Here is a 26353-nt window from a genome sequence, read left to right as displayed (position 1 = left end):
ATAGACATATATAATTAACACCTCAAACTTAATGTGCAAATATAGTAAATAATACGTGATAAGAACAAAAAAAATGTTTGAGGTAAGGTGTTTTGAAGAGTGTTTTCTATTGGATTTATCGCTTAGAGCTAATACTCCAGTAGTTCAATGGAAAATGTCCGATTTTCGTTTGAATGCCCGTGTGAAATGAGCGTAATGTTCATAACCTGCGCAAAACCCAACTTCCTGCGCTTCTTTTTTGATCAACTATAAAAAAGGAAAGAGGGATTATCCTAACCCATTGGAATAATCCCTCTTTTACAATACTATTAAGCGTACTGGATAAGTTTCCATGTTACAGCTTTTCCGCTATACGGAGGCATAGTATTACCTTTGGCTATTGGAGCAGTTGTTGTTGGATAAGCCACAACCTGCCATACACCACTTTCCGGACATTTCTGTCCTGTAGATGCAGTAGTACCTATAGGTGCTCTCATAAACATATGTTTTTAAGTAATCTCAAATTATTCAGGAAAGACTACCCTGTCTATTATTTGCTGGTATAACAGTGACCATATTTTTCTCTTAACTTTTTGCATTACCTCTTGTGACAGGTTGGGCAACAATAATAACAGCCATCTACATTGTTATAATACTTTCTGGCTTCTTTTAATGCCTCTGCGCAACTGAAAAAATAGCCTAATCCAATCCGGTTGTTTACATCGGGAAGGTAACTGCATGTACTTTTGTGTACTTCGTGCTCGCCTGTTGGCTGAGCGTTCTTGTTTACATAATAATAATCCATATTGATATACTTTTAAAGTTATACTGCAAAGATGAGATGCAACTATGCAGCCTATCTGCATAGAAACAAAAAAACTCGCCATTTTTTATTTGACGAGTTTCTCGGATTGTTTTTAGCTATTTGTTATGCCGCTGCATTGGCATTGATATGGTTCAGAATCGCTATGATTTTAGAGGTAGTATCATCATCGAATAGTCCGGCAACTCCTTGAGTATGGAATTTTGTAAATGGTTCGTCGAAGAGCATATCGGCTTCAATTATTCCATTTTTAGTTAAATAGTCAATAATCATATTTATAAAACGAATTTGATCAGCAAAGAGATTTCCTGCATTTAAAAAACCACCGAATGCAGCTTTTGCGGCATTTACATCCAAACCTATGATACTTCGAATAAACTTACCCAATGGTTGTTGCCCATGGGTTTTGATAAAATCTTCTTTTGTGCCTCTTTCTTTACCGTCGAACAACATGTTTTCTAATTGTTGTAATTCAGACGAAGTGATTGGGATATTTTGTTTCAGTTTCCGGATAACAGGATTACTTTCATTCTCACGAACATATCTTTCTACACGCTGTTTGTAGTTATCCGACATGGTATAAGTAACCAAAGCATCCGAAACGACAGATGATGTCAATTTATCTTCAAAGTTGGAATATACAATGCTTCTTTTTTCTTTCTCCAAAAGCCGGATGAGGTTGCGGATTTCAACCCTTATATTTTCTAATGCAACAACTGATACTGATTTTTTCCAGAAATCTTCTATAGTGATAGTTCTTAATAGTCCTTCTTTCTGTTTAACGAGCGGAAGATTTATTTTCTTTAATAGGTTTTGGGATATGGACTTTACATTCGACGTATATCTATAGACATCTGCATTCCCTTCAATAAATGAAAGCATGAAATTCAACATGAGCAAATCAAATCTACGAGCATCTTCATCCGGATCATCAGGTTCTGCTAAAGGCGTCAACTTCTCGAAAACGATTGCTATATCTGCTGGGGAGAGACTATCCCATTTTTCCCTCTTGCCGAATGTATCGACTTCGCGCAATACAGCTTTAACAACAAAGCTGTTTCTGTTTAAGTGTAAAACTGTTTGATGAACAGTATCCAATATTTCTTTTCGCAACGATTGATGTGCTTCATCTTCGAACTCTTTACCGTCTAAAGCCTGCGCTATTCTAATACGGGCTTCCATGATGCGTTGAGACACAGGCTTTGGCAGTTTAGCTTCAAACCCATCCGGATTGACTCCGAAAAATTCAAAATTGCCACAATAATCGAATATTAAGAAATCTTGTTTGTCTTTCGATTTGTCTTCCTCACTTTTTGGAATACCAAAAATACCCGGACACAAACGAGTCCCCCGCCCAATCATTTGCCAGAACTTAACAGATGAACGAACCACCTTAAAAAAGACCAAGTTCAGAATCTCAGGAATATCAATGCCCGTATCCAGCATATCGACCGATACTGCGATTTGAGGATGTTTTCGGGCATTGCTGAAATCATCAATCAAACTTTGCGCGTATGCTTGATAATTGTCGATTACCTGAATGAAGTCGCCACCCAAATGAGGATATAATTTGCAAAAACGTTCCTGAATAAAAATGGCATGGTCGTGATTCTTAGCGAAAATGATAGTCTTTCCGATTTTATCACCGCCTTCTATCTTTAGTCCGTCGGCCATCAACTGATTTAAGACCTTATCGACGGTATCTTGATTAAACACAAATTGGTTCAATTCTGAAGAATCTATTTCTTCAGGCATTGTGCCGGTTATTTCATCGTAGAATTTTTCTTCGTATTCAGCCTTTTCTTCATCCGAAAGTTCACTATATTTAATTCCGTCGCGCAGGAATTTCGTTGTTACTACCACTTTCTTCGGTGGAACAAGAAATTTATCTATCACAGCTTTATCCAACTCGTACGCATAGGTCGGGTTGTGGTTTTCCAAATCGAAGAATTCGTATGTGTTTTTGTCGACATCTGATTTAGGCGTAGCCGTAAGCCCTAACAGTAAAGCATCGAAATACTGGAAAATGGCCTGATATCTCTGGTATATAGAACGATGGGCTTCATCAATGATGATTAAATCGAAATGACCGGGTGAGTACACTAATAAATCATTGATTTTCTCACTGTCTATCTTATTGATGATAGTGGGATAAGTAGAGAAAATCATTCGATTAAGGATATTTTCCTTTTCTTTCGTTATGTCGGCACAAGATAAGTCAGGTAGCAATTTGACATAATTCCTTTTTGCCTGAATGACTAATGCATTGCGATCGGCCAGAAAGAGAATCCGGCGTGCCCATCCCTGTTTCATCATCATTTCCGTAAAAGCAACGGCTGTACGGGTTTTCCCTGTCCCTGTAGCCATTACCAGCAATGCTTTCCGGTGCTTAGCATCGAATGTTTCGGCTACCCGTTTCAGTGCTTCTTCCTGATAATAGCGTCCGGCAATGTCTTTATTTACCTGTGCATCGGATAAGGGTTTGTTTATGCGTTTTGAAATTGTCCATTCCAACTCATCTTTGGAATAGAATCCCGAAACCTTGCGAGGTGGATACAAGCAATCATCCCATATCCAGGTATCGTATCCGTTGGAATAAAAAATAACCGGGCGACGACCAAAACGTTTTTGCAAACAATCGGCATACAATTTAGCCTGATGTTGTCCATTGCGAGAGTCATGTAATGTGTTTTTTGCTTCTACCACTGCCAATGGCAAACCGTCGTTTCCCCAAAGCACATAATCCACATAACCGATTCCTGTTTTGTTTGGCATACCGCAAACTTCAAACTCGGTATCATCCTTATCGTTCAGTTGCCAACCGGCTTCCCGTAGCATCACATCAATAAGTACCCGGCGGGTTTCCGCTTCCGTTGCCGGATTCAGGGTAAATGCCTCAACCGGTTTAGCTTGGTTTTCAGCTTTGATTCGGGCTATTTCATCACGAAGCCGTTCTATTTCGGTTTCTTTTTGTTGAAGTGATTGTTCGGCTTCCTGTTTGATTTGGTCTAATTGAGTATGCAATGTCTTAACTGCCGCCATATTCTCTGCGGAACCATCGCCACGGGAAATTAATGCATTGTCCAGTGAAAAAGGCAATTTGACAGCACTGTCAATATAGGTGTAATATATCCATTTGGCAAACTCATACAGGTTATTGACCGACACATGCGCATAGCGGAGTAATACTTCATTTTTGTTGTGCAAAGCTTGATTCCCATTTTTACGAATCACCGTTAAGCCATCAATCATGTTGGGAACAGAAGCAATCAGTTGTTTGAAAGGAGCATGATACATCAGACCTTCGAGCGTTTGTTTCTCCGGAATATTATCTGACAAGGTGGTATCGTAGGTGTATATCCATTTAATAAGTTCTTCAAGCGTAAGGCGAGCATATATGACCGATGTGCGGGGCTTGGCAAACATATTTTGTTCAGCCTCTACCGCTAACTTATAATGTTCAGGAAAACGGTCTTCCAAAAAACTGAAATTGCTTTTTTTCATGGCATTTGCTTTTATTTGGGATGAAACAAATCCTCCATCAATCGTTGAAATAGGTCTTCACTTTCTTTCAAGGCTTGGCGTACCAGTGTTTTTTGTTCTTCGATTTTTTCGATGATGGTAGCGAAGCGAACTTGGAGTGAAAGAGGAGGATAAGGGAATATGATACTATTTAATACACCTGTATTCATATGTGTAAATGCCCCATCTTCTCCAACTTTCAATCTACATATCTTATTTCCATAACAAGTCATCAGAAACACAAAAAACAGGGGCAGCAATTTATCGTTTAATCTCAATCTAATCAAATTAGTGCTTATGATTGATTGCGGGTATTGAGATTTAACAACACACATTTTTCCTACTGTCCCAGCTCGAGAAATTATTATATCACCATCAATAACATTGTATGATTCTAACTCTTTATATTTTTGAGTATTAATCCACAAATTGACAGAGCTGTCAAATTTCCCATTTTTAGAAATGTTGTCCATATTCCATACTGGGATGCCGAAAGACGTATACTCTTCTTTTTTCAATGCACTACCAAAAGGTCCACATTTTATTGCTGAATTTCCATTCTTATAAAACTGTGATAACGTTAGTTTCTCCCACCTCTTTTCATTCTTCACCGGATCACCAAACAGTTCATAAAACACAGATTCAGCAAGTGCATCCAATTCTTCCAATTGCTTTTTGCGTAAAGCGATGAGTTCATTGGCTTTGTCTAAAGTGGCGGCTATATGGCGTTGAGTTTCAAATGGGGGCAAGAGTACTTTTTCATTGGAATAATCTCGATAATAAATATGTGGAATGGTTGCCCCAGATGCATATCTATCCAATTTTAATTTACCCAATAGATAGAATAGAAAATTTATATCTGTTCCTTTATTTGGTATTATGTATTGTAGAGTCCCAAGAATAGATGACTCAGCCGGGAGTCTCATTACCCTTCCTACTCCTGCTCCATCTTTTACTACCCCAATATATTCCTTGTCTTGCTTGTAAAAATCAATGTTTTGGATATAACCACTTGCTCCAAAAATAGGATAATTACCCATTAGATGTTGTATCTTGTTTTGGGAAACATTGGATGATTCACCACTACATATTTCTCCCAATTTCACCTGCTTCCACCCCGTCTTATTCATTATTTCCTCCTTTCTTAGCTTTCTTTTGCAATGCCTTAATCGTATCTAAATAAGCTTGCTCTACAGGTGAAATGGTTTTTACCTGATACTTTCTATATTCGGCTTTGGCTTTTTCCATTGCCTGTTGGTGACTGATACGTCCGGCATCGGTTAATAGCTTCTCACCGGTTGAAAACAAAATGTTGTCCAACTGAGTTACATAGTCCGACATATACATTGGATTACGACGCATGGCTTGAATTTCTGCAAAGTCGAAATATCCGGAAACCAGATTATTAAGAATCTTAAGCTCATCGGTGGTCAGATAGTTCTTAGCAATTGTTATATCCTTACCTGTAGGTAAATCGCCGGAAAATGTCGTCAAGCCCATAAACGGTTTATTGGCATCCGCCCGATCGTATATTACTTCAGCAGCTGTATGTCCGTGGGCAGCAAAATGCAGTTTATTCTGTACAATCTTAAAAAATAGGATGGATACATCGGATTTCGGATCATAATCTACACTTGTCGCATAAAGATCGAGCACCTGACGATACATTACTTTTTCGGAAGAACGGATGTCGCGGATGCGATCGAGCAACTCTTTCCAATACATTCCTCCTCCCAGTTGCTTCAGGCGCTCATCGTCCATCGTGAACCCTTTTACAATGTATTCTTTCAAGCGCTCTGTAGCCCAAATACGGAATTTGGTAGCAACAGCAGACTTTATTCTATAGCCTAAAGAAATAATCATGTCGAGGTTATAAAAGTTCGTCCAATTATCTTGTGTTTTTCCTTCTATAGCACCATGTTGAGTGGTTGTTCGGAATTTCCGAACAACCAGTTCCTGCTCCAATTCGCCTTCTTCGAAGATATGCTTAATGTGTTCACTTACATTCGATTTGCTGGTTTGATAGAGTTCAACTAATTGAGCCTGTGTAAGCCATACAGTATCATCCTCCATCTTCACCTCAATATGAGTTTGCCCATCTTCGGTTTGGTAAATAACTATATTCCCTCTTTCGTTATTCATTGGAAATTCCTCCTTTCAACAGTGATTCCAACTCTTTCCGAACTTTGACAACCTCCATGTCGATATCTTCCAAACGGCCTAATATTACCTCCGGCGTATCATACGTTTTTTGTTCGTATGCTACTTCTTTGTATTTGTTAATACTGAGATCATAATTGTTATCTTTTATCTCCTGTACAGGTACAAAGAAAGACTGCTCAAGCCTTGTACGGTTTGTTTCCGCTTCGAGGTTATTCCAGCGATTTAAAATATCCTCCGTATCATCTTCGTCCGGAGTTGGCATTCGCTTATCGTTCAGACTGAACCCGTCGGCATGCATGTCGTAAAACCAAACATTATCTGTTCCACCGCTTTCGGTTTTCGTGAATATTAATATAGCCGTACTTACTCCGGCATAGGGTTTAAACACACCACTCGGCATGGAAATCACCGCATCCAGTTTTTGTTTATCGATAATTGTTTGTCGGATACCTACCGCCGCTTTGTCTGAACCAAACAAAACACCGTCTGGAACGATAACAGCACATCGGCCTCCGGTTTTTAGTATACGAAGCATTAAAGCCAGAAATAGCAATTCTGTTTTCTTGGTTTTGACAATTCCTGTTAGGCTTTTTGCAACAGATGATGCTTCCAAAGAGCCTTTAAAAGGAGGATTAGCTAATACCAGTGAATATTTGTCGGATTTATCATAATCCTCTTCTAATGCACTTTTATCGTACAAATCGGGATTCTCAACCCCATGCAACATCAGGTTCATAGCTGATATAGCAATCATGGTTTCATCGAACTCGCAACCATGGAACATGTCATTTTTATAATAATCTACGAAATCTTTACCGTAGAATGCCTGTTCGTAATGTTCGCGGATGTACTCGCTGACAGCCACAAGGAAGCCGGCAGAACCACAAGCGGGATCGCAAATCGTATCTTCAGGTGTAGGCTTCATCAGCTGCGCCATCAGTTTGGTGATATGTCGAGGTGTACGGAACTGCCCATTGTCTCCTGAAGTGGATAATTTAGACAGCATATATTCATATACATCCCCTTTAGTGTCCATATCTTCCATCGGTATAGCTGAAATCATAGAAACAACCTGCTCCAGTACTACTGGCGAAGGAACAGCCAAATAAGCATTCCTCATGTATTTGGCAAAAGCTGAATCTTTTCCACCCAATGTTTTGATAAAGTCGAATACTTTTGTCCTTACCAAATCAAACATTACTTGGGCTTCCAGATTCTTGAAATGGCTCCAACGTAATCCCTGCTGGTCTTTATTAAATAGTGGATTCTCGACAGGCTTCTTTATAGTATTGGCTTTTTTCTCTTTGGCTACTTCCAAATCGTCCAGACGTTTGATAAACAGCAGATAAGTTATCTGCTTAATCACATCCATCGGGTTTGTTACACCCCCAGTATGAAACCTGAGCCAAAGATTATCAATACTGCTTTTCATTTCTCCTACAATCATATATTATTTCAATTTTACAAACATATAATTAAGCTATGCAGCATATCTGCATAGTTACTTATTTTTTTCTATCGCTTCTTTTATTCTTGAAAGCATTTTGTCTCGAAGATGGTTTGGAGTGATAATTTTTATCTTATCAATATAACCTAAAAGGAGATTCTCCAATTCATAATTGATAATCAAATTCAACTCAATTGTAGTTGTAGCCTGATTTCGTCCCTTGATTTTTTGAGAACCGTGTAGTGGTTTTGTTTCCACATAAGGGAAAAGAATATTATCTATCTCAAGTGTAACCTTTTCTGTATCTTTTTCAAGGACAGTAACGCCTATTATGTCTTCAAAATATTCATTGAACTCAATAACATGATTTTCAATATATGGAATCTTTGCATAGCTTATGTGTTCAATTCTGTCTAATGCCAGATTGGTAATCGGTCTCTTCTCTTTCAGGTTTTCACAATGCCCAAATAGAAACCAGCGATTATTGTATTGTTTCAGAAAATATGGATGAAACGTATATTGTTTAGGTTCTCTCCCAAATTTTTTGTAAATAATATGAAGAGGTTGCTTATTTACAATGGCGTTGAAAATATCAGAAAAGAGGGAAAGTCCCTTTAAATAAGGATTATGTTCAAAGTCGACAACACTTGCCGTTGTTCCTCTCAACTTAAATGCGCTTTCGAATCGGGCAAGAATTTCTTCCATCCAACTAAATTGTGGCATGCCTTTGAAGCGGTTCAACATGTATATTGTTTCTTTCAACTGATTGATTTCAGTTTCATTTAGCGGTTGGTTGTTGATAGAATAACGTAAATCATCGTATCTATAATATACTCGTTTCCCATCTTTATGCCTTACAAGAGGGATATTCCATATACTCTCCATGTCTTTTATATCCTCTTGAACTTGACGCATTTGTACACCATCAAGAATACCCTTTTGTTGATATAGGGCATCATTACACGCTTTGACTAAGTCTTCAATGAAATACCTTCGTCCGGAATTTCCGAAACATTGATCTAAAGCATGATATCTGATCTGTGCATGTTTATTGGTTGCCATATTTGTTTTCTATTATTAAATCCTTCACACTCACCTGCAATATCTCTGCAATCTAATTCAACACATCCAAACTCGGCTGCTTCCGGTTGCATACATAGACATTTATCATACTGAAACTTTTGTCTAGTTTTTCGGCCAGCCAAGTTTGCTTAATTCCTTTCTCATCAAAAACTTCCTTAATTCTATTTAGCTCCATTAGGATAAATATATAATAACATCACAAATTTAATGTGCGAATATAGTAAATAATATGTGATAAAAACAGAAATGGTCTTTTTTTATTGTTATAACTCGGATATATTTCCCATCTTCGCATTGCGTAAAAATAGGCACTTTACTGCAATAGTATGTGTAAAAGAGCAGAAAATCAAGCAATTAGTATAGACTAAAAGAATGTTATTTTCTGCATCCCTACCTAAAGAATTACAGAAAAATTCAAGGAAGTCCCGTTTTGATAAAAAAACATATCAATAAACCTATGCTTTTTCAGCATAAACAGTATCTTTGCCAAAAAAAGGAACGTATTTTGTGCATTTTTGCCATTTTTCGGAACATAAAACCAATTAAATATGGATTTATATCGTAATATCATTGAAAAGTTGAAAGCCTGGAAGGATCGACCGGAAAGAAAACCTTTGATTCTAAAAGGGGCCAGGCAGACGGGAAAGACATGGATATTGGAACATTTCGGCCGCACAGAGTTTGAATATGTAGCCAGTTTCAACTTTGATAAAGAAGATGCGCTCCATGAAATATTCGAAAACTCCAAGGCTCCCGAACGGATTGTTGCGCAATTAAAATTGCATACCGATAGTCCGATACTTCCACATAAGACATTGATTATTTTTGACGAGATTCAGGAATGTAACAAGGCGCTGAATGCCTTGAAATATTTTTGTGAAGATGCACCGGAATATGCAGTAGTTGCAGCAGGTTCGCTATTGGGGGTAACCTTATCCAAAGGTGACTCGTTTCCGGTAGGGAAAGTTGAATTTATGGAATTACATCCGCTAACTTTCCAAGAGTTTCTGAGAGCTAATGATATAAAGTTGTTCAACTTCATCGAAGAACTCACTGCCATTGCCCCTCTTCCGCAAATCGTGGCGAACAAACTGACCGAATATTATCGCCAATATCTTGTTATCGGCGGAATGCCGGCTGCTGTGAAGGCTTTTATGGAAAACAAAGGAATGAATGAGGTAAAGCGTGAACAACAGTTCATCCTGAATGCCTACGCACTCGACTTTTCCAAACATGCCGATAGTAAAGATATTCCCCGGATCATCAGTATCTGGAATTCGATACCCAGCCAGTTGTCAAAAGAAAACCGCAAGTTTATCTACAAAATGGTAAAACCCGGAGCCAGAGCCAGGGATTACGAAGACGCTTTACTGTGGCTGGAAAATGCGGGATTGGTCAATCGCGTATTTTGCTGTTCGAAGCCTTACTTGCCACTGAAGAGTTATGATGACCTTTCAGCTTTCAAAATCTATTTATCGGATATCGGATTGTTGCGCGAATTGTCCGGACTACCCCCAGAAGCCATCCTGGCAGGTAATACAGCCTACACGGAGTTTAAAGGTGCATTAGCTGAAAATTTTGTATTACAATCGCTGACATGTCAATTAGACGTATTGCCACGCTATTGGGCATCTGTTGGGAAAGCGGAAGTCGATTTTGTGATTCAGTTGGGTATAGAAATTATTCCTGTAGAAGTGAAGTCAGATACCCGTTTGGGAGGAAAAAGTCTCGCGATTTATGATACGAATTATCATCCGGATTATAAAATCAGATATTCCCTGAATAATCTTAAAGTGGATGACAACCTGATCAATATCCCACTGTATCTGGCAGATTGGACAACCAGATTGGTTCATTACTTACATATATAGACTGGAAAAAGTATCGGAATTCGTCTCACGAGACAAATAAATCCGTCTCGTGAGATGAAAAAATCCGTCCCATGAGACAAATTTTCTCGTCTCACGAGACGGATTTCTTCGTCTCATGGGACGGATTTTTTAATCCCGCAAACGCAGGATAAGTGTTCACCCTACCGACCCGGAAACGAGAAACGGGGCGGTGCAAGCGTTGGGCCACCGCCAGATCTTCCGCCACTGTTCTCAAAAATGACATTACGGAGTAACTCGTGTAAAATTCCGCCTACATCCATCCCCAGGGTAAATTTCTCAAAGCGGTAGTAAGGTATCACAACCGGCACTGTCTCCCAATGTCCCCTCATGCCATTGTAGTAGCGTTGTACTCCCATCTCCATCCCGAAACGTTTAGACATATCGAGAGACATGGTGGCGCCATAGTGATCGGCGCCCATCCCGTAGGTATTTCCAATATTATACGAACCGAAGACATTGAAGGCAACCCGGTCGGAAGCACGATAAGTCAGTCTGCCTGAGGTACTGAATGCTTGTCCGGTGATATGGGACATGTTTATCTTCATGGCGCTGGCGCGAAGCTGCAACGAAAGTCTGTCATTGAAAATGTGACGGTATCCTAACGAAGCATCATTGAAGCGACCGATTCCCGGCACACTCGTCTGTCCTCCGGAACCGAACACTTCTCCGTTAGAAAATCGCTTTATTACGCCACCCGTATAAAAATCGCCCCGGTAAAGCAAAGAAGGATTAACCTGATAGGGCAGACGGATTTCATTTTTCAAGGAAAAACCGGAAAAACGGTTTGATAGTTCCGGGGATAGCCCCGGGGATAGTTCCGGGGAAGGCAAGGGATAAGAGGGAACCGGTTTAAGAAGGGGTGTTAACGGTAAAGGTTCCCATATATTTTCCGGCATTATCTGCACATTGTTACGGATGATACGCGTGCTGTCCCCTTCTTGCGCAAAAAGCAATTGCGGAGCAGATATCAACAGCAAGAACAACCCCCAACGGATTGGAAACAGCAATACATTAACTTTTTGTCTGATACACATATATCCTCCTTTGCTTTTCATTAACTTTGTACGCAAAAATAACAAAAGGCAGGCCGAATAGCAAACAGTCAGCAACATTTTTGCTTTAGTTGAAAGCTTTTTTAACTCAAAACGGAGCAGGAACAGGCATTTATCGTAGCCTTTCTTCCGTTTTTAGCCGTTAATCTGCTTATTTTTTCAATTACTACTACTCTGTAAATCATGTGTTTGTACCAGATATATGCGGTAATTACACCGCCTATATGTGGTGCGCGAACGGGATATAGATGGTGCAAACACGGGATATAGATGGTTCGCGCACCGCATATATCCCGTGCAAGAACCATATATATCCCGTTTAATCACTGTATATCAGCGTGTTACAACCAAATCACTGACAAAAAACAGAGTGAGGGTAACTTCTACCCTCACTCTACCCTCACTCCTACCCTCACCTATTCAAACGCCGATGAATAANNTCAAAACCCTGGGAGGGAGAATTGCGAGCTATTATTGCAATCTGAACACTACAGGCACTGTAAACTTGCAACGAACAGGTACGCCCCGTTGCTTACCGGGTATCCACTTGGGCATACCCGAAATCACGCGCACAGCTTCTTTATCCAGATAAGGATCAACGCCTCTCAGTACAGCCACATTCGTAATACTTCCATCCTTGTTCACAACGAACTGTACAGTTACTCGCCCCTGAGTTCCTGTCTCTTGTGGAATAGTAGGATACTTTATGTTTTTACTCAGATACTGTAATAGTCCAGCCTCGCCTCCATTGGCAAACATGGGCTTATCTTCCACAATCACGAAAATCTCATCCTCTACCGGTAGTTCTTCTTCCACTGCTTTAGGAGTGTACTTTACGTCTACACCTTCTCCGGTATTCTCCGTAGTAGTAAAGTTTGCTTCATCCACTTTTTCGTCATCGTCTACAATCGTAAACTCTTCTATTACCAGATCAGGCTTCGGCGGTGGCGGAGGGGTAATCTCTGGTTGTTCCGTAATAGGAATTTCCAATCCTTGTTCAAAGATATTTTCTCGAATGCCGCCGGTTGTATCCACTCTGATGTCACGCGTCCATTCAAATGCTACAAACATTAAGGCAAGCACAGTTACATAACCAACAAGCAGCCATGTCGGCTTCTTGTTCTCAAGGTTCGCTTTGGGTGTTTTCTTTATTTCCATAATTCAATGAATGATTACCATATAATGCCTAATCGTCAAGAGTAGGACACCATACAGATGTTAGTAAATTGGATATATCAGCGGCCACTGATTTCTAACGGCAAGATAGGTGAATATAGAATAAGTTGTTACCGCAAGAGCTTATAAATATGTTTTTTTAATATCTGTTCAACAAAATTGCTTAGCAAAAAGATATTTACCTTATTCTTTCTGAACAAATCTAAATAAATACGGGAAAAAGCGTATGAATCTTAGCCCGCATTATTCATGCCTGAGTTGTTAGAAGTAGTTAAAGAAGTTATCAGCCAACAAGTTTACTTAGGAGTTAAAGCCAATACTCCGGAAGACATAGGCAAGACTATCGGCTTTAACTCCTTAACTCCTAACGAAGTGATAACTCCTTTAACTAAGTAGCTGTTCATAATTAGTTTATACTAATTATGAACAGCTACTTACTACAGTTATGATAATGCAGGTTAGAGTCTGCTTAAATTTTCGGTTTTGTGAGTTAAAACAATGATTAAATTGTATCTTTGCACCGTTTTTATGTATTTCGGAAAGTAAGTAATAAAATAACGATGTTATGATAGATAAAATCAACCGGCTTCTGCAAGAAGTAGAAGTTATAAAAGCCGCCAACACTGAAGAGTTGGAAGCGCTACGAATCAAATACCTTAGCAAGAAAGGTGCGATTAACGATTTGATGGCAGACTTCCGCAATATCCCCGCCGAATTGAAAAAAGAAGTCGGCATGAGACTGAATGAACTGAAGGACAAAGCACAGGAGAAAATAGCCGCGCTGAAAGAACAGTTCGAAAGCCGGGATACGGGTTGTGACGACATCGACCTTACCCGCACGGCTTATCCGGTGAAACCGGGTACACGCCATCCGCTCACCATTGTAAAAAACGAAGTTATCGACATATTTGCCCGTCTGGGGTTCAGCATTGCCGAAGGTCCGGAAATAGAGGACGACTGGCATGTGTTCTCCGCCTTGAACTTTGCCGAAGACCATCCCGCACGAGATATGCAGGATACTTTCTTTATCGAAGCCAATCCCGATATCATACTGCGCACGCACACCTCGTCGGTACAAACCCGTGCCATGGAGACATCACAGCCTCCTATTCGTATCATCTGTCCGGGGCGTGTATATCGTAACGAAGCCATCAGCTATCGCGCACACTGTTTCTTCCATCAGGTAGAGGCATTGTATGTAGATAAAGATGTATCATTCACTGATTTGAAGCAAGTATTGCTACTCTTCGCCAAAGAAATGTTCGGTGAAGACACCAAGATACGCTTGCGTCCGTCATACTTCCCGTTCACGGAACCGAGTGCGGAAATGGATATCAGTTGCAATATCTGCGGCGGAAAAGGTTGTCCGTTCTGTAAGCATACCGGTTGGGTAGAAATACTGGGTTGCGGTATGGTAGACCCGAACGTACTGGAAAGTAATGGTATCGACAGTAAGATATACAGCGGATATGCTCTCGGTATGGGTATTGAACGTATCACGAACTTGAAGTATCAGGTAAAAGACCTTCGCTTGTTCTCGGAAAACGATACGAGATTCCTGAAAGAATTCGAAGCGGCGTATTGATATCGATTAAAAGCGTAAAAGCTCGCTTAAATTTTCAGGTACATCATACAAATGTCTTATATAATATTAGGTAAGAATAAGAATAGATACCTCACCTATAAATTATCAGGATAATTGCGATGAGGTATCTTGTACTATTCGTAATAACATAAAACCTTAAGATTATGGCTAAAGACAAACTTGTAACTCCCGGCTATTGCCTCATTCTGGCAGCCAACTTCCTTTTGTACTTTGCCTTTTATCTGATACTACCCATATTGCCTTTTTACCTGACCGAAGTATTCCATACCGGCAATGCAGCAGTAGGCGTTATCTTGTCGTGCTACACAATCGCTTCCCTCTGCATACGTCCATTCTCCGGCTACCTGCTCGATACATTGGCACGCAAGCCACTCTATCTGATAGCTTACTTCATCTTTATCGCCGTCTTTGCCGGATACATTCTCGCCGGCGTACTGTTGTTATTCATCATGCTGAGAGTCATTCACGGTTTTGCATTCGGAATGGTTACCGTGGCAGGAAATACGATTGTCATTGACATTACGCCCTCGTCCCGCCGCGGTGAAGCAGTAGGATATTATGGACTGATGAACAACATGGCTATGAGTTTCGGACCGATGATTGGGCTTTTCATGCACGATATCTATCCATTTGAAACCATCTTTATCTGCGCTTTCATCTCAGGAAGTATCGGCTTTGTAACAGCGTGTCTCGTAAAATCGCCCGCCAAACAACCCGTAAAGCGGGAACCCATTTCACTCGACCGCTTTGTCCTGATAAAAGGTATCCCTGCCGGAATCACCCTGCTCCTACTCTCTATCCCTTATGGAATGACCAGCACATACGTGGCAATGTATGCCAAAGAAATCGGCATATCCCTGAGTTCCGGCCTCTTCTTCACCTTCATGGCAGTGGGGATGGCTATCTCCCGCATGTTCTCGGGCAGACAGGTAGATAAAGGGCGCATTACGCAAGTCATCACCTTAGGTTTGTATCTTGTCAGCGCCTGTTTCTTTATCCTCTCAGCCTGTAACCTACTTATGCAGGTTGCACCCGGACTCACGGAAATACTGTTCTTCATGGTAGCTTTACTGCTGGGAGTAGGCTTCGGAACCATGTTCCCGGCATTCAACACCCTTTTTGTCAACCTGGCGCCCAACAGCCAACGCGGCACAGCCACTTCCACCTACCTCACGTCATGGGATGTAGGCATAGGAATCGGTCTGACAGCCGGCGGATATATCGCCCAGATTACCTCTTTCGACGTAGCATATCTTACGGGAGCATGCCTCACGGTCATATCCATATTCTATTTCAGGTTAAAGGTATCTCCTCATTACCATAAATATAAATTGCGATGAGGAAGAAAGAGCGTTACGAAAGAATCCTTGCCTGGTTTCGTGAAAATCGTCCGGTCGCTGAAACCGAACTGCATTACGACAGCCCGTTCGAACTGCTGATAGCAGTAATTCTCTCCGCCCAATGTACGGATAAACGGGTAAATATGATTACTCCGTCGCTGTATCGCGACTTCCCCACTGCGGAAGTTCTCGCAGCCAGCACGCCGGAAGTGATATTCGAATATATCCGCAGCGTATCTTACCCTAATAACAAAGCGAAGCATTTGGTAGGTATGGCAAAGATGCTGGTGAAAGACTTCAACAGCCAAGTTCCCGGTACCTTAGAAGAACTGATAAAACTCCCCGGTGTGGGACGCAAGACTGCAAACGTCATACAATCCGTCGTATTCCATAAAGCTGCAATGGCGGTAGATACTCATGTGTTCCGCGTAAGCCATCGCCTCGGATTGGTTTCGGAACAATGTACCACTCCGTTCAGTGTAGAAAAAGAACTGGTTAAGCATATTCCGGAAGCAGATATCCCCATCGCACACCATTGGCTTATTCTGCACGGACGATACACCTGCCAGGCGCGTACACCGCAATGTGACAAGTGCGGATTGCAATTGATGTGCAAATATTATTGTGACAAGTACAAAGTTAGCAAAAAGGAGCAAAAGACGACGAATAAATGACGGTTTCATAGCAAAAGAAAGAAATAAACGCTAACTTTGCCGCAAATCTACGAAGCTAAGCTACATCTTAGCATAATCAAACAAGCTTGCTTCTGCTTTCGGATTGCGTTATTATTGCGCTCATGAAAACAAATTAATAACACTTTTAAATAAAATAGAGTATTATGACGATTGATCAATTCAACTTTGCCGGTAAAAAGGCATTCGTTCGTGTGGATTTCAATGTACCTCTGGACGAAAACTTCAACATTACAGACGATACCCGTATGCGCGCCGCTCTTCCTACGCTGAAGAAAATTCTTGCTGACGGCGGTAGTATAATTATCGGTTCCCACCTCGGTCGCCCGAAAGGTCCGACTGACAAATTCTCTTTGAAGCACATCCTGAATCACTTATCTGATTTATTGGATATTGAAGTACAATTTGCCAATGACTGCATGGGCGAAGAAGCCGCTATAAAAGCCGCCGCTCTGCAACCGGGAGAAGTACTGTTGCTGGAAAACCTTCGTTTCTACGCAGAGGAAGAAGGCAAACCCCGTGGTTTGGCCGAAGATGCTACGGACGAAGAAAAAGCCGCCGCAAAAAAAGCCATTAAAGAAAGCCAGAAAGAATTCACCAAGAAATTGGCTTCCTATGCTGATTGTTATGTTAATGACGCTTTCGGTACAGCCCACCGCGCACATGCATCTACAGCTTTGATTGCCAAATACTTCGATCAGGATCACAAGATGTTTGGCTACCTGATGGAGAAAGAAGTGAAAGCCGTTGACAAAGTTCTGAATGACATTCAACGTCCGTTCACCGCTATCATGGGTGGCTCCAAAGTTTCTTCCAAGATCGAAATCATCGAGAACTTGCTGAACAAAGTTGATAACCTGATTATCGCCGGCGGTATGACTTATACTTTCACCAAAGCTTTGGGCGGAAAGATTGGTGTCTCTATTTGCGAAGACGACAAATTGGAATTGGCTCTTGACTTAATCGAAAAAGCCAAAGAAAAAGGTGTAAACCTTGTATTGGCCGTTGACGCTAAGGTTGCAGACTCTTTCTCTAACGATGCCAACGCAAAATTCTGTCCGGTAAACGAAATACCCGATGGATGGGAAGGTCTGGATATCGGCCCTGAAACCGAAAAGATTTTTGCAGACGTTATCAAGAAGTCCAAAACTATCTTGTGGAATGGTCCTACCGGCGTATTTGAATTTGAGAACTTCACTCACGGCTCACGTACGGTAGGTGAAGCCATTGTAGAAGCTACCAAGAATGGCGCTTTCTCGCTTGTAGGTGGTGGCGACTCCGTAGCCTGCGTTAACAAGTTCGGCTTGGCAGACGGCGTTTCTTACGTTTCTACAGGAGGCGGAGCGTTGCTCGAAGCAATCGAAGGAAAAGTTCTTCCGGGTATCGCAGCTATCAACGAATAATAATAGATATTATCACGCTTAAGAGGGTGTGTCAAAAGTAAGAGAGATAGTAAACTTAAACTTTTGGCATATCCTCTTTTTTAAATCTCAAATATCAGAATACATAAATGAAACGAACTTTGTTATCCTTTGTTTTCCTCTCCTCCGCCCTACTGTTGACAGCACAAGATGCCAGCCTGAATAATGCGGTAAACACCCTTAAAGAACGTATCAGTCTCTCCGGTTATGCCCAATTTGGATACACTTACAACGATGCAGGCAATGGCAGCAATATGCTTGATATCAAACGTATCATCTTCATGGCGCAGGGTAAACTCACTGACCGCTGGACATGTTACTTCATGTACAGTTTTGCCGGTACACCCCAATTGCTGGAAGTATATACCGAATATAAGTTTCTTCCTCAATTAACCGCCCGTATCGGTCAGTTCAAGACTATGTACACGATTGAGAACCCCATGTCCCCTTGCTTCGTCGAATTGATAGACTGCTATTCACAGTCAGTCAGCTACCTGGCAGGTGTTAACGGTAGCGACCGGTTATATTCTCCAAGCGGCGGACGTGATATGGGGTTGCTGATTTACGGAGACTTGTTCGACAAACTGGTTAACTATAACCTTGCTGTAATGAATGGGCAAGGTATCAACCTGTCAGACAGAAATAATCAGAAAGATATTGTCGGTAGCCTCATGGTAAACCCACTGGATTGGTTATCCGTTGGCGGTTCGTTCGTTAAAGGTAAAGGTCATGCAATGGCGCCCTCTGCTGTCAATCCTGACATACAAGTGGGCGAAGACTACACCCGTAACCGTTGGTCGGCAGGTGCGGTTATCAAAACAAAGTCCGTTAATATACGCGCAGAGTATCTCGCAGGAAAAGACGGACAGGCTAAAAGCGATGGTTATTATGTTACAGCATCTGCGCGCGTATTCCCCAAGCTTGATGTCATTGCTTCCTACGATTATTTGAATAAGAATAAAGCGTTGGATGCCAAGCAGACAAACTATGTGGCAGGCGTACAGTATTGGTTCTACCCTCAATGCCGGTTGCAGGCTCAATATACTCATTGCAACCGTCATATCGGTGAAAGCAACAACTTGCTTCAAGCGCAAATACAGGTACGCTTCTAACGTGCATTATTTAGGCTTGAACACAGAGGCGCAGAGACACTGAGTTTTATTTTTCTTTCAAGAAGATAACATAAACAAGAGGACAACAGAGAGGGCGACTACGTCGCAAAGAAAAAAGCTCTGTATCTCCGTGTCTCTGTGTTCAATAAAGAAAGAACTCTGTACTTCTCCGTTCAAAGGCACTACAAAAGAAAACTCTGTATCTCCATGCCTCTGTGTTCAAATTGCCGCTAAATTCTCATTTAGAAGTATCATTGCGGATAAGCATCTTCTATAAATGATAATTGCTACAACCTTCTTACCTTTTGACTATTAACCGTTTACAACTTTTTGAGAAATAATCAGAAAAAAATATGTTAGTAAAGATTTGCATAGTCCAAAAGTTTACCCTACATTTGCACCGCATTTGAAAAACAATGCGGGTTTAAGGAAGTGTGGGTGAGTGGCTGAAACCACCAGTTTGCTAAACTGACGTACGGGTAACTGTACCGGGGGTTCGAATCCCCCCGCTTCCGCAAACAACCGGTGGATTCGTCTAACGGTTAGGACACATGCCTCTCACGCATGCAATACGAGTTCGATTCTCGTATCCACTACAAAATGTAGTATTTGCACTCTTAGCTCAGCTGGTAGAGCAATTGACTCTTAATCAATGGGTCCAGGGTTCGAGTCCCTGAGGGTGTACGAAAGAGTAACACATTTGGAAGCTATTGTATTCAACAAATACAATAGCTTTTTTTATATTTCCTCTAAAGAATCAATAGCTTTCTTCATTCAATACAGTGGATTTTATGTAAGTTTGTAATCTGAAATCAGTAAAACGTAATACAGTGGATTGGTTATACAGTTTATTCGTTGAGCATTCCGCCCTGCAGGCAGTCGTGGTACTTTCACTTATTTCCGTCATTGGGCTGGGGTTAGGAAAAATACATATCTGCGGTGTATCGCTGGGAGTGACGTTTGTGTTTTTTGCAGGTATATTTGCAGGTCACTTCGGATTATCTATCGACCCGCAGATGCTAAACTACGCAGAAAGCTTCGGGTTGGTGATATTCGTGTACGCATTAGGCTTGCAAGTAGGCCCAGGTTTTTTCAGCTCATTCCGGGTTGGAGGAGTACAACTGAATATGCTGGCGGTCGGCGTGGTGCTGATTGGCACGATTATGACCCTGTTAGGTAGCTATGGGCTGGGAATATCACTGCCGGATATGGTAGGCATACTTTGCGGGTCTACAACAAATACTCCGGCATTGGGCGCCGCCCAGCAAACTTTGAAGCAGATGGGAATGGAGACTACCACACCGGCTTTGGGGTGCGCAGTAGCGTATCCATTGGGCGTGATTGGAGTTATCCTGGGTATATTGATGATACGTAAGATATGGGTTCGAGAGGATGACCTGGATATTAAGGAGAAGGATGATGCGAACAAAACATATATAGCCGCCTTTCAAGTACACAATCCGGCAATTTTCAATATGAGTGTTAAGGACATTGCAAAGCTCATCCATCCGAAGTTTGTGATATCACGCCTCTGGCGAGATGGCAATGTGAGTATTCCTACTTCCGAAAAAGTCATTAAGGAAGGAGACCGTTTGCTGGTTATCACTTCTGAAAAATATGCCCAGGTGCTGACCGTGCTATTTGGCGAACAGGAACATACGGACTGGAACAAAGAAGATATAGACTGGAATGCCATTGACAGCCAGTTGATATCCCAGCGCATTGTTGTAACGCGTCCGGAACTGAATGGCAAGAAACTCGGCTCGCTTCATTTGCGTAATCATTACGGTATCAATATCAGCCGAGTGTATCGTAGCGGCGTGCAATTGCTGGCTACGGCAGAACTTACGTTGCAGTTGGGCGACCGGTTAACGGTAGTCGGTGAAGCTGCCTCCATACAGAATGTAGAGAAAGTACTGGGAAATGCGGTGAAAAGCCTGAAAGAGCCTAATCTGGGCGCCGTATTCATCGGCATTGTTTTGGGGCTTGCATTGGGAGCTATTCCTATAGCTATTCCCGGTGTCAGCACCCCGGTGAAGTTAGGACTGGCGGGCGGACCGATTATCGTAGGTATTCTTATCGGCACTTTCGGACCGAGATTACACATGGTGACCTACACAACACGCAGTGCGAACCTGATGCTCCGTGCATTGGGACTATCGCTTTATCTGGCTTGCCTGGGACTGGATGCCGGTACCCATTTCTTCCAGACAGTATTCCGCCCCGAAGGTTTGTTGTGGATTGCCGTAGGTTGCGCCCTCACCGTAATTCCAATTCTGATTATGGGCATTATCGCATTCCGTTGGATGAAAATTGATTTTGGCACGGTTGCCGGAATGTTGTGCGGAAGTATGGCGAACCCGATGGCTCTGAACTATGTCAATGACACGATTCCCGGCGATAATCCTTCCGTATCTTACGCCACGGTTTACCCGCTGTGCATGTTCCTCCGGGTGATTATTGCACAGGTATTGTTGATGTTCTTTTTGAGTTGAGAAGACTATTTGGACAACACTACCCCACCCTCCAGAATCATTCCTTTGTCGTGAGTTACCCCTTTATTGTAGTAACGGCTACCCCCATACCCCCCGGTAACAAATATACCTAATTTCTCCGTCAAACGGTATTCGAGGTTAACGCGTGCCTGGAGAGCGTAAAGGCGTGCCGGAAAACCGTAATCCTTATTCTTGAACGTTTCTATATGCTGATAGCCCAAATCGCCACTGATAAACAACTGCTTGCATAACGGTAGCTCCAACCCTGCACGATAAAACAGAGAAGCAGAGAATTTATCGCTGAAATCCAGATAGTGCGTACCGCCACCTAAGATTGTGTAGAACAGCTTGTTCTTGAAACGTACGCCGGCATTTAACTTCGTTGTATTTCCCCCGAAAAGCATCAATTGGTACTTCGTTTCCGGATTGACGTTGACAAGCCCCAGTTGGAAGCCGTCAAAATTCTCCTTGTAATAGTTGAATAACCCGATTTGCAGCCCTTTGCCATTTCTTACTACATTGGCAGGGGCTATTTGTAATCCGGTAGCACCTCCGCCTACAACATTAGCAAACCCGGCTATCTGTATGCCGCGCATGGATCCGCCTGTAATATTGGCAAGTCCGCCTATCTGCATTCCTCTCAGTTCCCCTCCTGTTATGTTCAGCAATCCGGCAGTGGCAATGCCGTTGAGACTCTCATCCGAAAAGTTGGCTAACCCCGCCAAGTGTACCCCTGAGGATTTCAAGCCGGCGATATTCAATAAACCACTCATAACTACGCCATTCGAGCCTTCTCCGATAATACTGACAAGGCCGGAAAAAACAATGCCCCGGGCATGGCTCACCGTGATGCCTACCAGACCGGATAAAGATATACCGCTAAGATTATTTTCGTTTACATTACTGATACCCGCCATTTGAATACCCCGCATATTGCCATCCACCATATTGAAAATTCCGGATGCCTGCACACCATTCACACCGCGTTCGGTTACGGAACCCAGAGCATTGAGTCCCAATCCATTCAGGCGATTCATCGAAGAGTATATACCAAGATTAAAGCAAGTGCTGCCAATGGTATCACTTGACTGTGTGGCGATGTTCTTCCACAGAGAGAGGTTGATGCCGACGGGTTCTTTGTCCCCTCCGGTGCCTTTGGGCGTTCTATTACTTGCAGTTTGCGCTACTGTTATTTCTGCAATCAGCAGAAACAATACAGTTATAAACAGGAAAAGTCTTCTCATTTAGTTTGATTATTTATGCGAATCAGGAGTTAAAGAGTTGTCACTTTGCTCAGGAGTTATCAGTCCCTAAGCGGACTTAGGAGTTAAAGTTGATACTCCGTTTATGTTTTAAGTACTTCGTCACAACTGTTTTATATTATAAATGAGGATTTATTAGTGACGAAGCTTCCGCTTCGCTAAATTATCATTTATAATATAAACTATTTATGACGAGATACCTAACTCTGTATATCAGCAGCAATACTACCCGCTTTAACTCCTCTAACTACCGAGCGAAGCGATAACTACTTTAACCGCCGATGCTCATCATTATTAAATACTTGATCCTCTACCCTTTTGCCTCCAGATACAAGAATCGTTTGATGGAACGCTTAGGCGTTTTCTCAAACTCTTCGGGATAGATTTTCATTTTAGATATCTGGCTGTAAGCAGGCAAGGTTGCATTCAATGCAATACGATTTTCTTCCATGACACGTTCCATGTCCGCCGTATTCAAGCCATGCGCAAAGGCATCGTCATAATCGGGATATACCAAGCCGACGAACTTTTCGTTTTGCTGTACGATAATGCTTTCGGCAACATAAGGCATATTGTTGAGTTTATCTTCTATTTCCTCCGGATAGATATTTTGCCCGTTGGCGCCGAGCAGCATATTCTTGCTGCGTCCTTTAATCGTAACGTTTCCATCCGCATCCATCAGGGCAAGGTCACCCGTATGCAGCCAACCGTCCGCGTCGATGGCCTCGCGTGTAGCTTCTTCATTTTTATAGTACCCTAACATGACGTTAGCACCGCGGCATACTATCTCGCCCGGTATATTCTCAGGATCGGGAGAAAGTATCTTCACTTCCATCCGCGGAACCGCCTTACCGCAGGAACCCGGCTTGAAGCGCGACCAATCTTCATAGCAGATGATGGGTCCACATTCCGTCATTCCGTAACCCACGGTATAGGGGAATTCTATCATGCGCAGGAAGTGTTCTACCTCTTGATTGAAAGCAGCGCCTCCTACAACAACCTCGGCAAAACGGGCTCCGAAAGCATTGACTACGCCTTCGCGTACGGTAGCCTTGATTTTATCATTGATAATGGGAACTTTCAGCAACAACTTCATAGTCGGCGTTTCCAGTTTCGGAAGCACGTTCTTCTTCATAATTTTTTCAATAATGAGCGGAACAGCTATTACCAGGTGGGGCTTTACTTCCGAGAATGCCTGGAAAATAATCTTAGGACTCGGCGTACGCGTCAGGAAGTATATCTGACAACCTACAGCGAACTCGTAGATGAACTCGAATGCCAGCCCATACATGTGCGCCATCGGGAGCATGGAGATGATTTTGGTACCGGCTTTCAGCGGCAATACCTCGAATGCGAAGGCGGTGTTAGACCACAGGCTGCGATAAGGCAGCATCACGCCTTTGGAATAACTCGTGGTGCCGGAAGTGTAGTTGATTACTGCCAGTTCTTCCGGTTGATCCTTGTGGTATTTTATATGTTCCTTACGGAAGTTCTTGGGGTATTTCCTGCCGAAGAGTTCGTTCAGGTGCTCACGCGCATAATCCAGTTTCTCGCTACGGGATACAAGGATGGAAAAATCATACATCAGCATAATGCCTTCCAGCAATGGCATGGCGGCTTCATTGAGGTTTTCCCATACCTGGTCGCCGGTAAAGAGCAATTTGGCTTCGGAGTGATTGACAATGTTGTGTACGTTGTCCGCCTTGAATTCGTGCAAAATAGGAACTGCAACCGCTCCGTAGGTCAATATGGCAAGAAAAGTGACTCCCCAATGCGAACTGTTGCGTCCGCAGATGGCTATTTTATCACCTTTCTTGATACCACTTGCTTCGAAAATCAAGTGTATCTTTTCTATCTTACGGGCTACATCTTTGTATTGCAACGTGGCGCCATTATAATCGGTTAGGGCATCTAAGTCCCAATTCTGTATAATGCTGTCTTCAATATAAGCAATAAAACTCTTTTTCATATTCTTATTTTGCACATTCGGTTGAATTTTGCGCAAATATAATGTTTTATTAAAAGAGTGCAAATTTTTAGCGGAAAAAAGCATGAGGGATAAGAAAATAAAGATTAGTGTCTCGTCACAACCATTTCGTATCTATTAAAACCGCAACCAAACCGTAGCAATTCCCCCTCCGAAGCATACCTATTCCCTACCTGATCCGTATCTGTTCCTTACCTGCTCCTCTTCTTATAAACCGAATTTGCAAAGGAGCAGGTAAGGAGCAGGTAAGGAGCAGATAGGGTGTAGATACGTAGCAAATACGTAGCCAATACGAACCTGATATAAAGCAAATACGAAGCAAATACAAAACGGGTACGAAACGGGTATGAAGCGGAGCATCCCCCAAAGATTCTCCCATTAGAAACTTCAAGCGAGCATAAAAAGACTTAATAGCTTAATATTCCTCTTCAGATATTTCAGCGCTTCATTGATGTGCCTTTCCACTGTCTTTTCTGATATATCCAGCTTTCCGGCAATCTCTTTATAGGATAAATGGTTTTCGCGGCTCAGGGAAAAGACTTCTTTTTGCCGTGCGGGCATTTCTTTTATTAGCTGGTCGATGTATTCTTTCAGATTATTAGCAATGATTTCTTCTTCGATATTACAGGATGATTCTTCGATGGCGTCCAGTACCGATACTTTATAAAAATCTTCGTTGAAGCTTTTCCGGAAGTTGTTAAAAATAAGATTACGGGTTATGATAAACAGATAACCTTTGAAATTTTCCGCTTCATCCAGCCGGTCGCGTGTTTCCCATACCTTAACAAACACTTCCTGAACAATTTCTTCCACTTCTTGGGCGGAACGAATATATAGCTTACTGAAGTTGTACACTTTCCCCCAATACTGACGATACAATGATGAAAACGCATCATTATTACCCTCTTTTACCAAAGCTACAAGCTCTTTATCATCCATCTTATTTTATTTGATTAAAGCCTACCGAAAGGTTAATAAACTGCAAAGGTATTGAAATTTCCTATTATGGTGATGGGTTTATAAAACATTTTTTTGCAATTCACGGGAAATACGGGTTGTATCACGTTCGCTTACCCTTCTCACCTACCACCCCACCCTACGGACAGAGGCTGTATCAGAAGTTTCGGCTTACTATCTTTCATCCGCAGATGACACGGATAACACAGATTAAGTTTTGACCTGCATGATTCATACTTCAGGAGTTAACGTATGAATCATGCAGACCCTATCACACACTATCTGCTCCGTATCAAGTCCGTACCAACTCCGTACCAAAGTCGTATAAGGGTACCTTTATACGG

The 26353-nt window shown here is 42.0% G+C and carries 19 protein-coding genes and 3 tRNA genes; 10 read left to right on the top strand and 12 right to left on the bottom strand.

The genetic code is table 11. The annotated features are described in order from the left end of the window. Nucleotides 1–308 precede the first annotated feature (308 nt). The 7 genes from B2Z67_RS10840 to B2Z67_RS10810 all read right to left on the bottom strand — a co-directional run bounded on the left by B2Z67_RS10840 (nt 309) and on the right by B2Z67_RS10810 (nt 8996). Complete coding sequence (locus tag B2Z67_RS10840) at nt 309–476, bottom strand: hypothetical protein (RefSeq protein WP_291529843.1); 168 nt, start codon at nt 474–476, stop codon at nt 309–311. 101 nt (nt 477–577) lie between these two features. Further along, nucleotides 578–784, bottom strand: a complete 207-nt coding sequence (locus B2Z67_RS10835) for a hypothetical protein (RefSeq protein ID WP_291529842.1) — start codon at nt 782–784, stop codon at nt 578–580. A gap of 123 nt (nt 785–907) precedes the next feature. Continuing rightward, nucleotides 908–4306, bottom strand: coding sequence for a DEAD/DEAH box helicase family protein (locus tag B2Z67_RS10830; RefSeq protein ID WP_291529841.1), 3399 nt, complete (start codon nt 4304–4306; stop codon nt 908–910). A gap of 11 nt (nt 4307–4317) precedes the next feature. After that, complete coding sequence (locus B2Z67_RS10825) at nt 4318–5454, bottom strand: restriction endonuclease subunit S (protein WP_291529840.1); 1137 nt, start codon at nt 5452–5454, stop codon at nt 4318–4320. Then, nucleotides 5447–6466 (bottom strand): virulence RhuM family protein, encoded by a 1020-nt coding sequence (locus tag B2Z67_RS10820; RefSeq protein WP_291529839.1) that lies wholly within the window; start codon nt 6464–6466, stop codon nt 5447–5449. Before B2Z67_RS10820 ends, B2Z67_RS10825 begins: the two co-directional genes overlap by 8 nt. After that, complete coding sequence (locus B2Z67_RS10815; RefSeq protein ID WP_291529838.1) at nt 6459–7934, bottom strand: type I restriction-modification system subunit M; 1476 nt, start codon at nt 7932–7934, stop codon at nt 6459–6461. Before B2Z67_RS10815 ends, B2Z67_RS10820 begins: the two co-directional genes overlap by 8 nt. Before the next feature lie 54 nt (nt 7935–7988). Then, a complete protein-coding gene (locus B2Z67_RS10810) occupies nt 7989–8996 on the bottom strand; it encodes a helix-turn-helix transcriptional regulator (RefSeq protein WP_291529837.1) in 1008 nt (335 codons plus the stop codon). Nucleotides 8997–9565: 569 nt separating this feature from the next. Between B2Z67_RS10810 and B2Z67_RS10800 the strand changes: the two genes are divergently transcribed. Next, nucleotides 9566–10888: an ATP-binding protein gene (locus B2Z67_RS10800; RefSeq protein ID WP_291529836.1), complete on the top strand. Its 1323-nt coding sequence runs from the start codon at nt 9566–9568 to the stop codon at nt 10886–10888. A gap of 161 nt (nt 10889–11049) precedes the next feature. Here the strand turns inward: B2Z67_RS10800 and B2Z67_RS10795 are convergent, their stop codons facing one another. Continuing rightward, nucleotides 11050–11943 (bottom strand): hypothetical protein, encoded by an 894-nt coding sequence (locus tag B2Z67_RS10795; RefSeq protein WP_291529849.1) that lies wholly within the window; start codon nt 11941–11943, stop codon nt 11050–11052. Nucleotides 11944–12432: 489 nt separating this feature from the next. Next, nucleotides 12433–13119, bottom strand: coding sequence for an energy transducer TonB (locus tag B2Z67_RS10790; protein ID WP_291529835.1), 687 nt, complete (start codon nt 13117–13119; stop codon nt 12433–12435). Nucleotides 13120–13702: 583 nt separating this feature from the next. Between B2Z67_RS10790 and pheS the strand changes: the two genes are divergently transcribed. The 9 genes from pheS (at nt 13703) to B2Z67_RS10745 (ending at nt 21803) form a co-directional block, all read left to right on the top strand. Continuing rightward, nucleotides 13703–14722, top strand: a complete 1020-nt coding sequence (pheS, locus tag B2Z67_RS10785) for a phenylalanine--tRNA ligase subunit alpha (protein WP_291529834.1) — start codon at nt 13703–13705, stop codon at nt 14720–14722. A 164-nt stretch (nt 14723–14886) separates the two neighbouring features. Then, the gene (locus B2Z67_RS10780) at nt 14887–16083 is read left to right on the top strand and encodes an MFS transporter (protein WP_291529833.1); all 1197 of its coding nucleotides are present in this window, start codon (nt 14887–14889) and stop codon (nt 16081–16083) included. Next, nucleotides 16080–16757 carry an endonuclease III gene (gene nth / locus B2Z67_RS10775; RefSeq protein WP_291529832.1) on the top strand — a complete coding sequence of 226 codons (678 nt, stop codon included), beginning with the start codon at nt 16080–16082 and terminating at the stop codon, nt 16755–16757. The genes B2Z67_RS10780 and nth overlap by 4 nt, the downstream gene beginning before the upstream one ends. A gap of 161 nt (nt 16758–16918) precedes the next feature. Beyond that, nucleotides 16919–18178 carry a phosphoglycerate kinase gene (locus B2Z67_RS10770; protein WP_291529848.1) on the top strand — a complete coding sequence of 420 codons (1260 nt, stop codon included), beginning with the start codon at nt 16919–16921 and terminating at the stop codon, nt 18176–18178. A gap of 107 nt (nt 18179–18285) precedes the next feature. Continuing rightward, nucleotides 18286–19308, top strand: a complete 1023-nt coding sequence (locus tag B2Z67_RS10765; protein ID WP_291529831.1) for a porin — start codon at nt 18286–18288, stop codon at nt 19306–19308. A gap of 428 nt (nt 19309–19736) precedes the next feature. Beyond that, nucleotides 19737–19823: transfer RNA gene (locus B2Z67_RS10760), tRNA-Ser, on the top strand. 9 nt (nt 19824–19832) lie between these two features. Next, nucleotides 19833–19904: transfer RNA gene (locus B2Z67_RS10755), tRNA-Glu, on the top strand. A 15-nt stretch (nt 19905–19919) separates the two neighbouring features. Beyond that, nucleotides 19920–19992: transfer RNA gene (locus B2Z67_RS10750), tRNA-Lys, on the top strand. A 146-nt stretch (nt 19993–20138) separates the two neighbouring features. Then, nucleotides 20139–21803, top strand: a complete 1665-nt coding sequence (locus B2Z67_RS10745; protein WP_291529830.1) for a putative transporter — start codon at nt 20139–20141, stop codon at nt 21801–21803. 5 nt (nt 21804–21808) lie between these two features. Here B2Z67_RS10745 and B2Z67_RS10740 read toward each other — a convergent pair whose 3' ends face one another. From B2Z67_RS10740 to B2Z67_RS10730, 3 genes are all read right to left on the bottom strand, one after another. Next, on the bottom strand, nt 21809–23047 hold the full coding sequence (locus B2Z67_RS10740; protein ID WP_291529829.1) for an LA_2272 family surface repeat-containing protein: 1239 nt from the start codon (nt 23045–23047) through the stop codon (nt 21809–21811). A gap of 328 nt (nt 23048–23375) precedes the next feature. After that, nucleotides 23376–25034 carry an AMP-binding protein gene (locus B2Z67_RS10735; RefSeq protein WP_291529828.1) on the bottom strand — a complete coding sequence of 553 codons (1659 nt, stop codon included), beginning with the start codon at nt 25032–25034 and terminating at the stop codon, nt 23376–23378. A gap of 405 nt (nt 25035–25439) precedes the next feature. Then, nucleotides 25440–25991 (bottom strand): RNA polymerase sigma-70 factor, encoded by a 552-nt coding sequence (locus B2Z67_RS10730; protein WP_291529827.1) that lies wholly within the window; start codon nt 25989–25991, stop codon nt 25440–25442. Between the last annotated feature and the right edge of the window lie 362 nt (nt 25992–26353).

Origin of the sequence: Bacteroides sp. UBA939, from assembly GCF_002293435.1 — a bacterium.
Lineage (GTDB): Bacteria > Bacteroidota > Bacteroidia > Bacteroidales > Bacteroidaceae > Bacteroides.
Note: the sequence above shows the minus strand (reverse complement) of the source record. Positions and strands in the feature narration are given on the sequence as shown.

Bases quoted from the DNA above. Each gene is read 5' to 3' on its own strand.
- B2Z67_RS10815 (WP_291529838.1), bottom strand. From the start codon at position 7,934: ATGATTGTAGGAGAAATGAAAAGCAGTATTGATAATCTTTGGCTCAGG.
- B2Z67_RS10830 (WP_291529841.1), bottom strand. From the start codon at position 4,306: ATGAAAAAAAGCAATTTCAGTTTTTTGGAAGACCGTTTTCCTGAACAT.
- B2Z67_RS10835 (WP_291529842.1), bottom strand. From the start codon at position 784: ATGGATTATTATTATGTAAACAAGAACGCTCAGCCAACAGGCGAGCAC.
- B2Z67_RS10795 (WP_291529849.1), bottom strand. From the start codon at position 11,943: ATGTGTATCAGACAAAAAGTTAATGTATTGCTGTTTCCAATCCGTTGG.
- B2Z67_RS10730 (WP_291529827.1), bottom strand. From the start codon at position 25,991: ATGGATGATAAAGAGCTTGTAGCTTTGGTAAAAGAGGGTAATAATGAT.
- pheS (WP_291529834.1), top strand. From the start codon at position 13,703: ATGATAGATAAAATCAACCGGCTTCTGCAAGAAGTAGAAGTTATAAAA.
- B2Z67_RS10800 (WP_291529836.1), top strand. From the start codon at position 9,566: ATGGATTTATATCGTAATATCATTGAAAAGTTGAAAGCCTGGAAGGAT.
- B2Z67_RS10735 (WP_291529828.1), bottom strand. From the start codon at position 25,034: ATGAAAAAGAGTTTTATTGCTTATATTGAAGACAGCATTATACAGAAT.
- B2Z67_RS10765 (WP_291529831.1), top strand. From the start codon at position 18,286: ATGAAACGAACTTTGTTATCCTTTGTTTTCCTCTCCTCCGCCCTACTG.
- nth (WP_291529832.1), top strand. From the start codon at position 16,080: ATGAGGAAGAAAGAGCGTTACGAAAGAATCCTTGCCTGGTTTCGTGAA.
- B2Z67_RS10825 (WP_291529840.1), bottom strand. From the start codon at position 5,454: ATGAATAAGACGGGGTGGAAGCAGGTGAAATTGGGAGAAATATGTAGT.
- B2Z67_RS10840 (WP_291529843.1), bottom strand. From the start codon at position 476: ATGAGAGCACCTATAGGTACTACTGCATCTACAGGACAGAAATGTCCG.
- B2Z67_RS10780 (WP_291529833.1), top strand. From the start codon at position 14,887: ATGGCTAAAGACAAACTTGTAACTCCCGGCTATTGCCTCATTCTGGCA.
- B2Z67_RS10740 (WP_291529829.1), bottom strand. From the start codon at position 23,047: ATGAGAAGACTTTTCCTGTTTATAACTGTATTGTTTCTGCTGATTGCA.
- B2Z67_RS10820 (WP_291529839.1), bottom strand. From the start codon at position 6,466: ATGAATAACGAAAGAGGGAATATAGTTATTTACCAAACCGAAGATGGG.
- B2Z67_RS10810 (WP_291529837.1), bottom strand. From the start codon at position 8,996: ATGGCAACCAATAAACATGCACAGATCAGATATCATGCTTTAGATCAA.
- B2Z67_RS10790 (WP_291529835.1), bottom strand. From the start codon at position 13,119: ATGGAAATAAAGAAAACACCCAAAGCGAACCTTGAGAACAAGAAGCCG.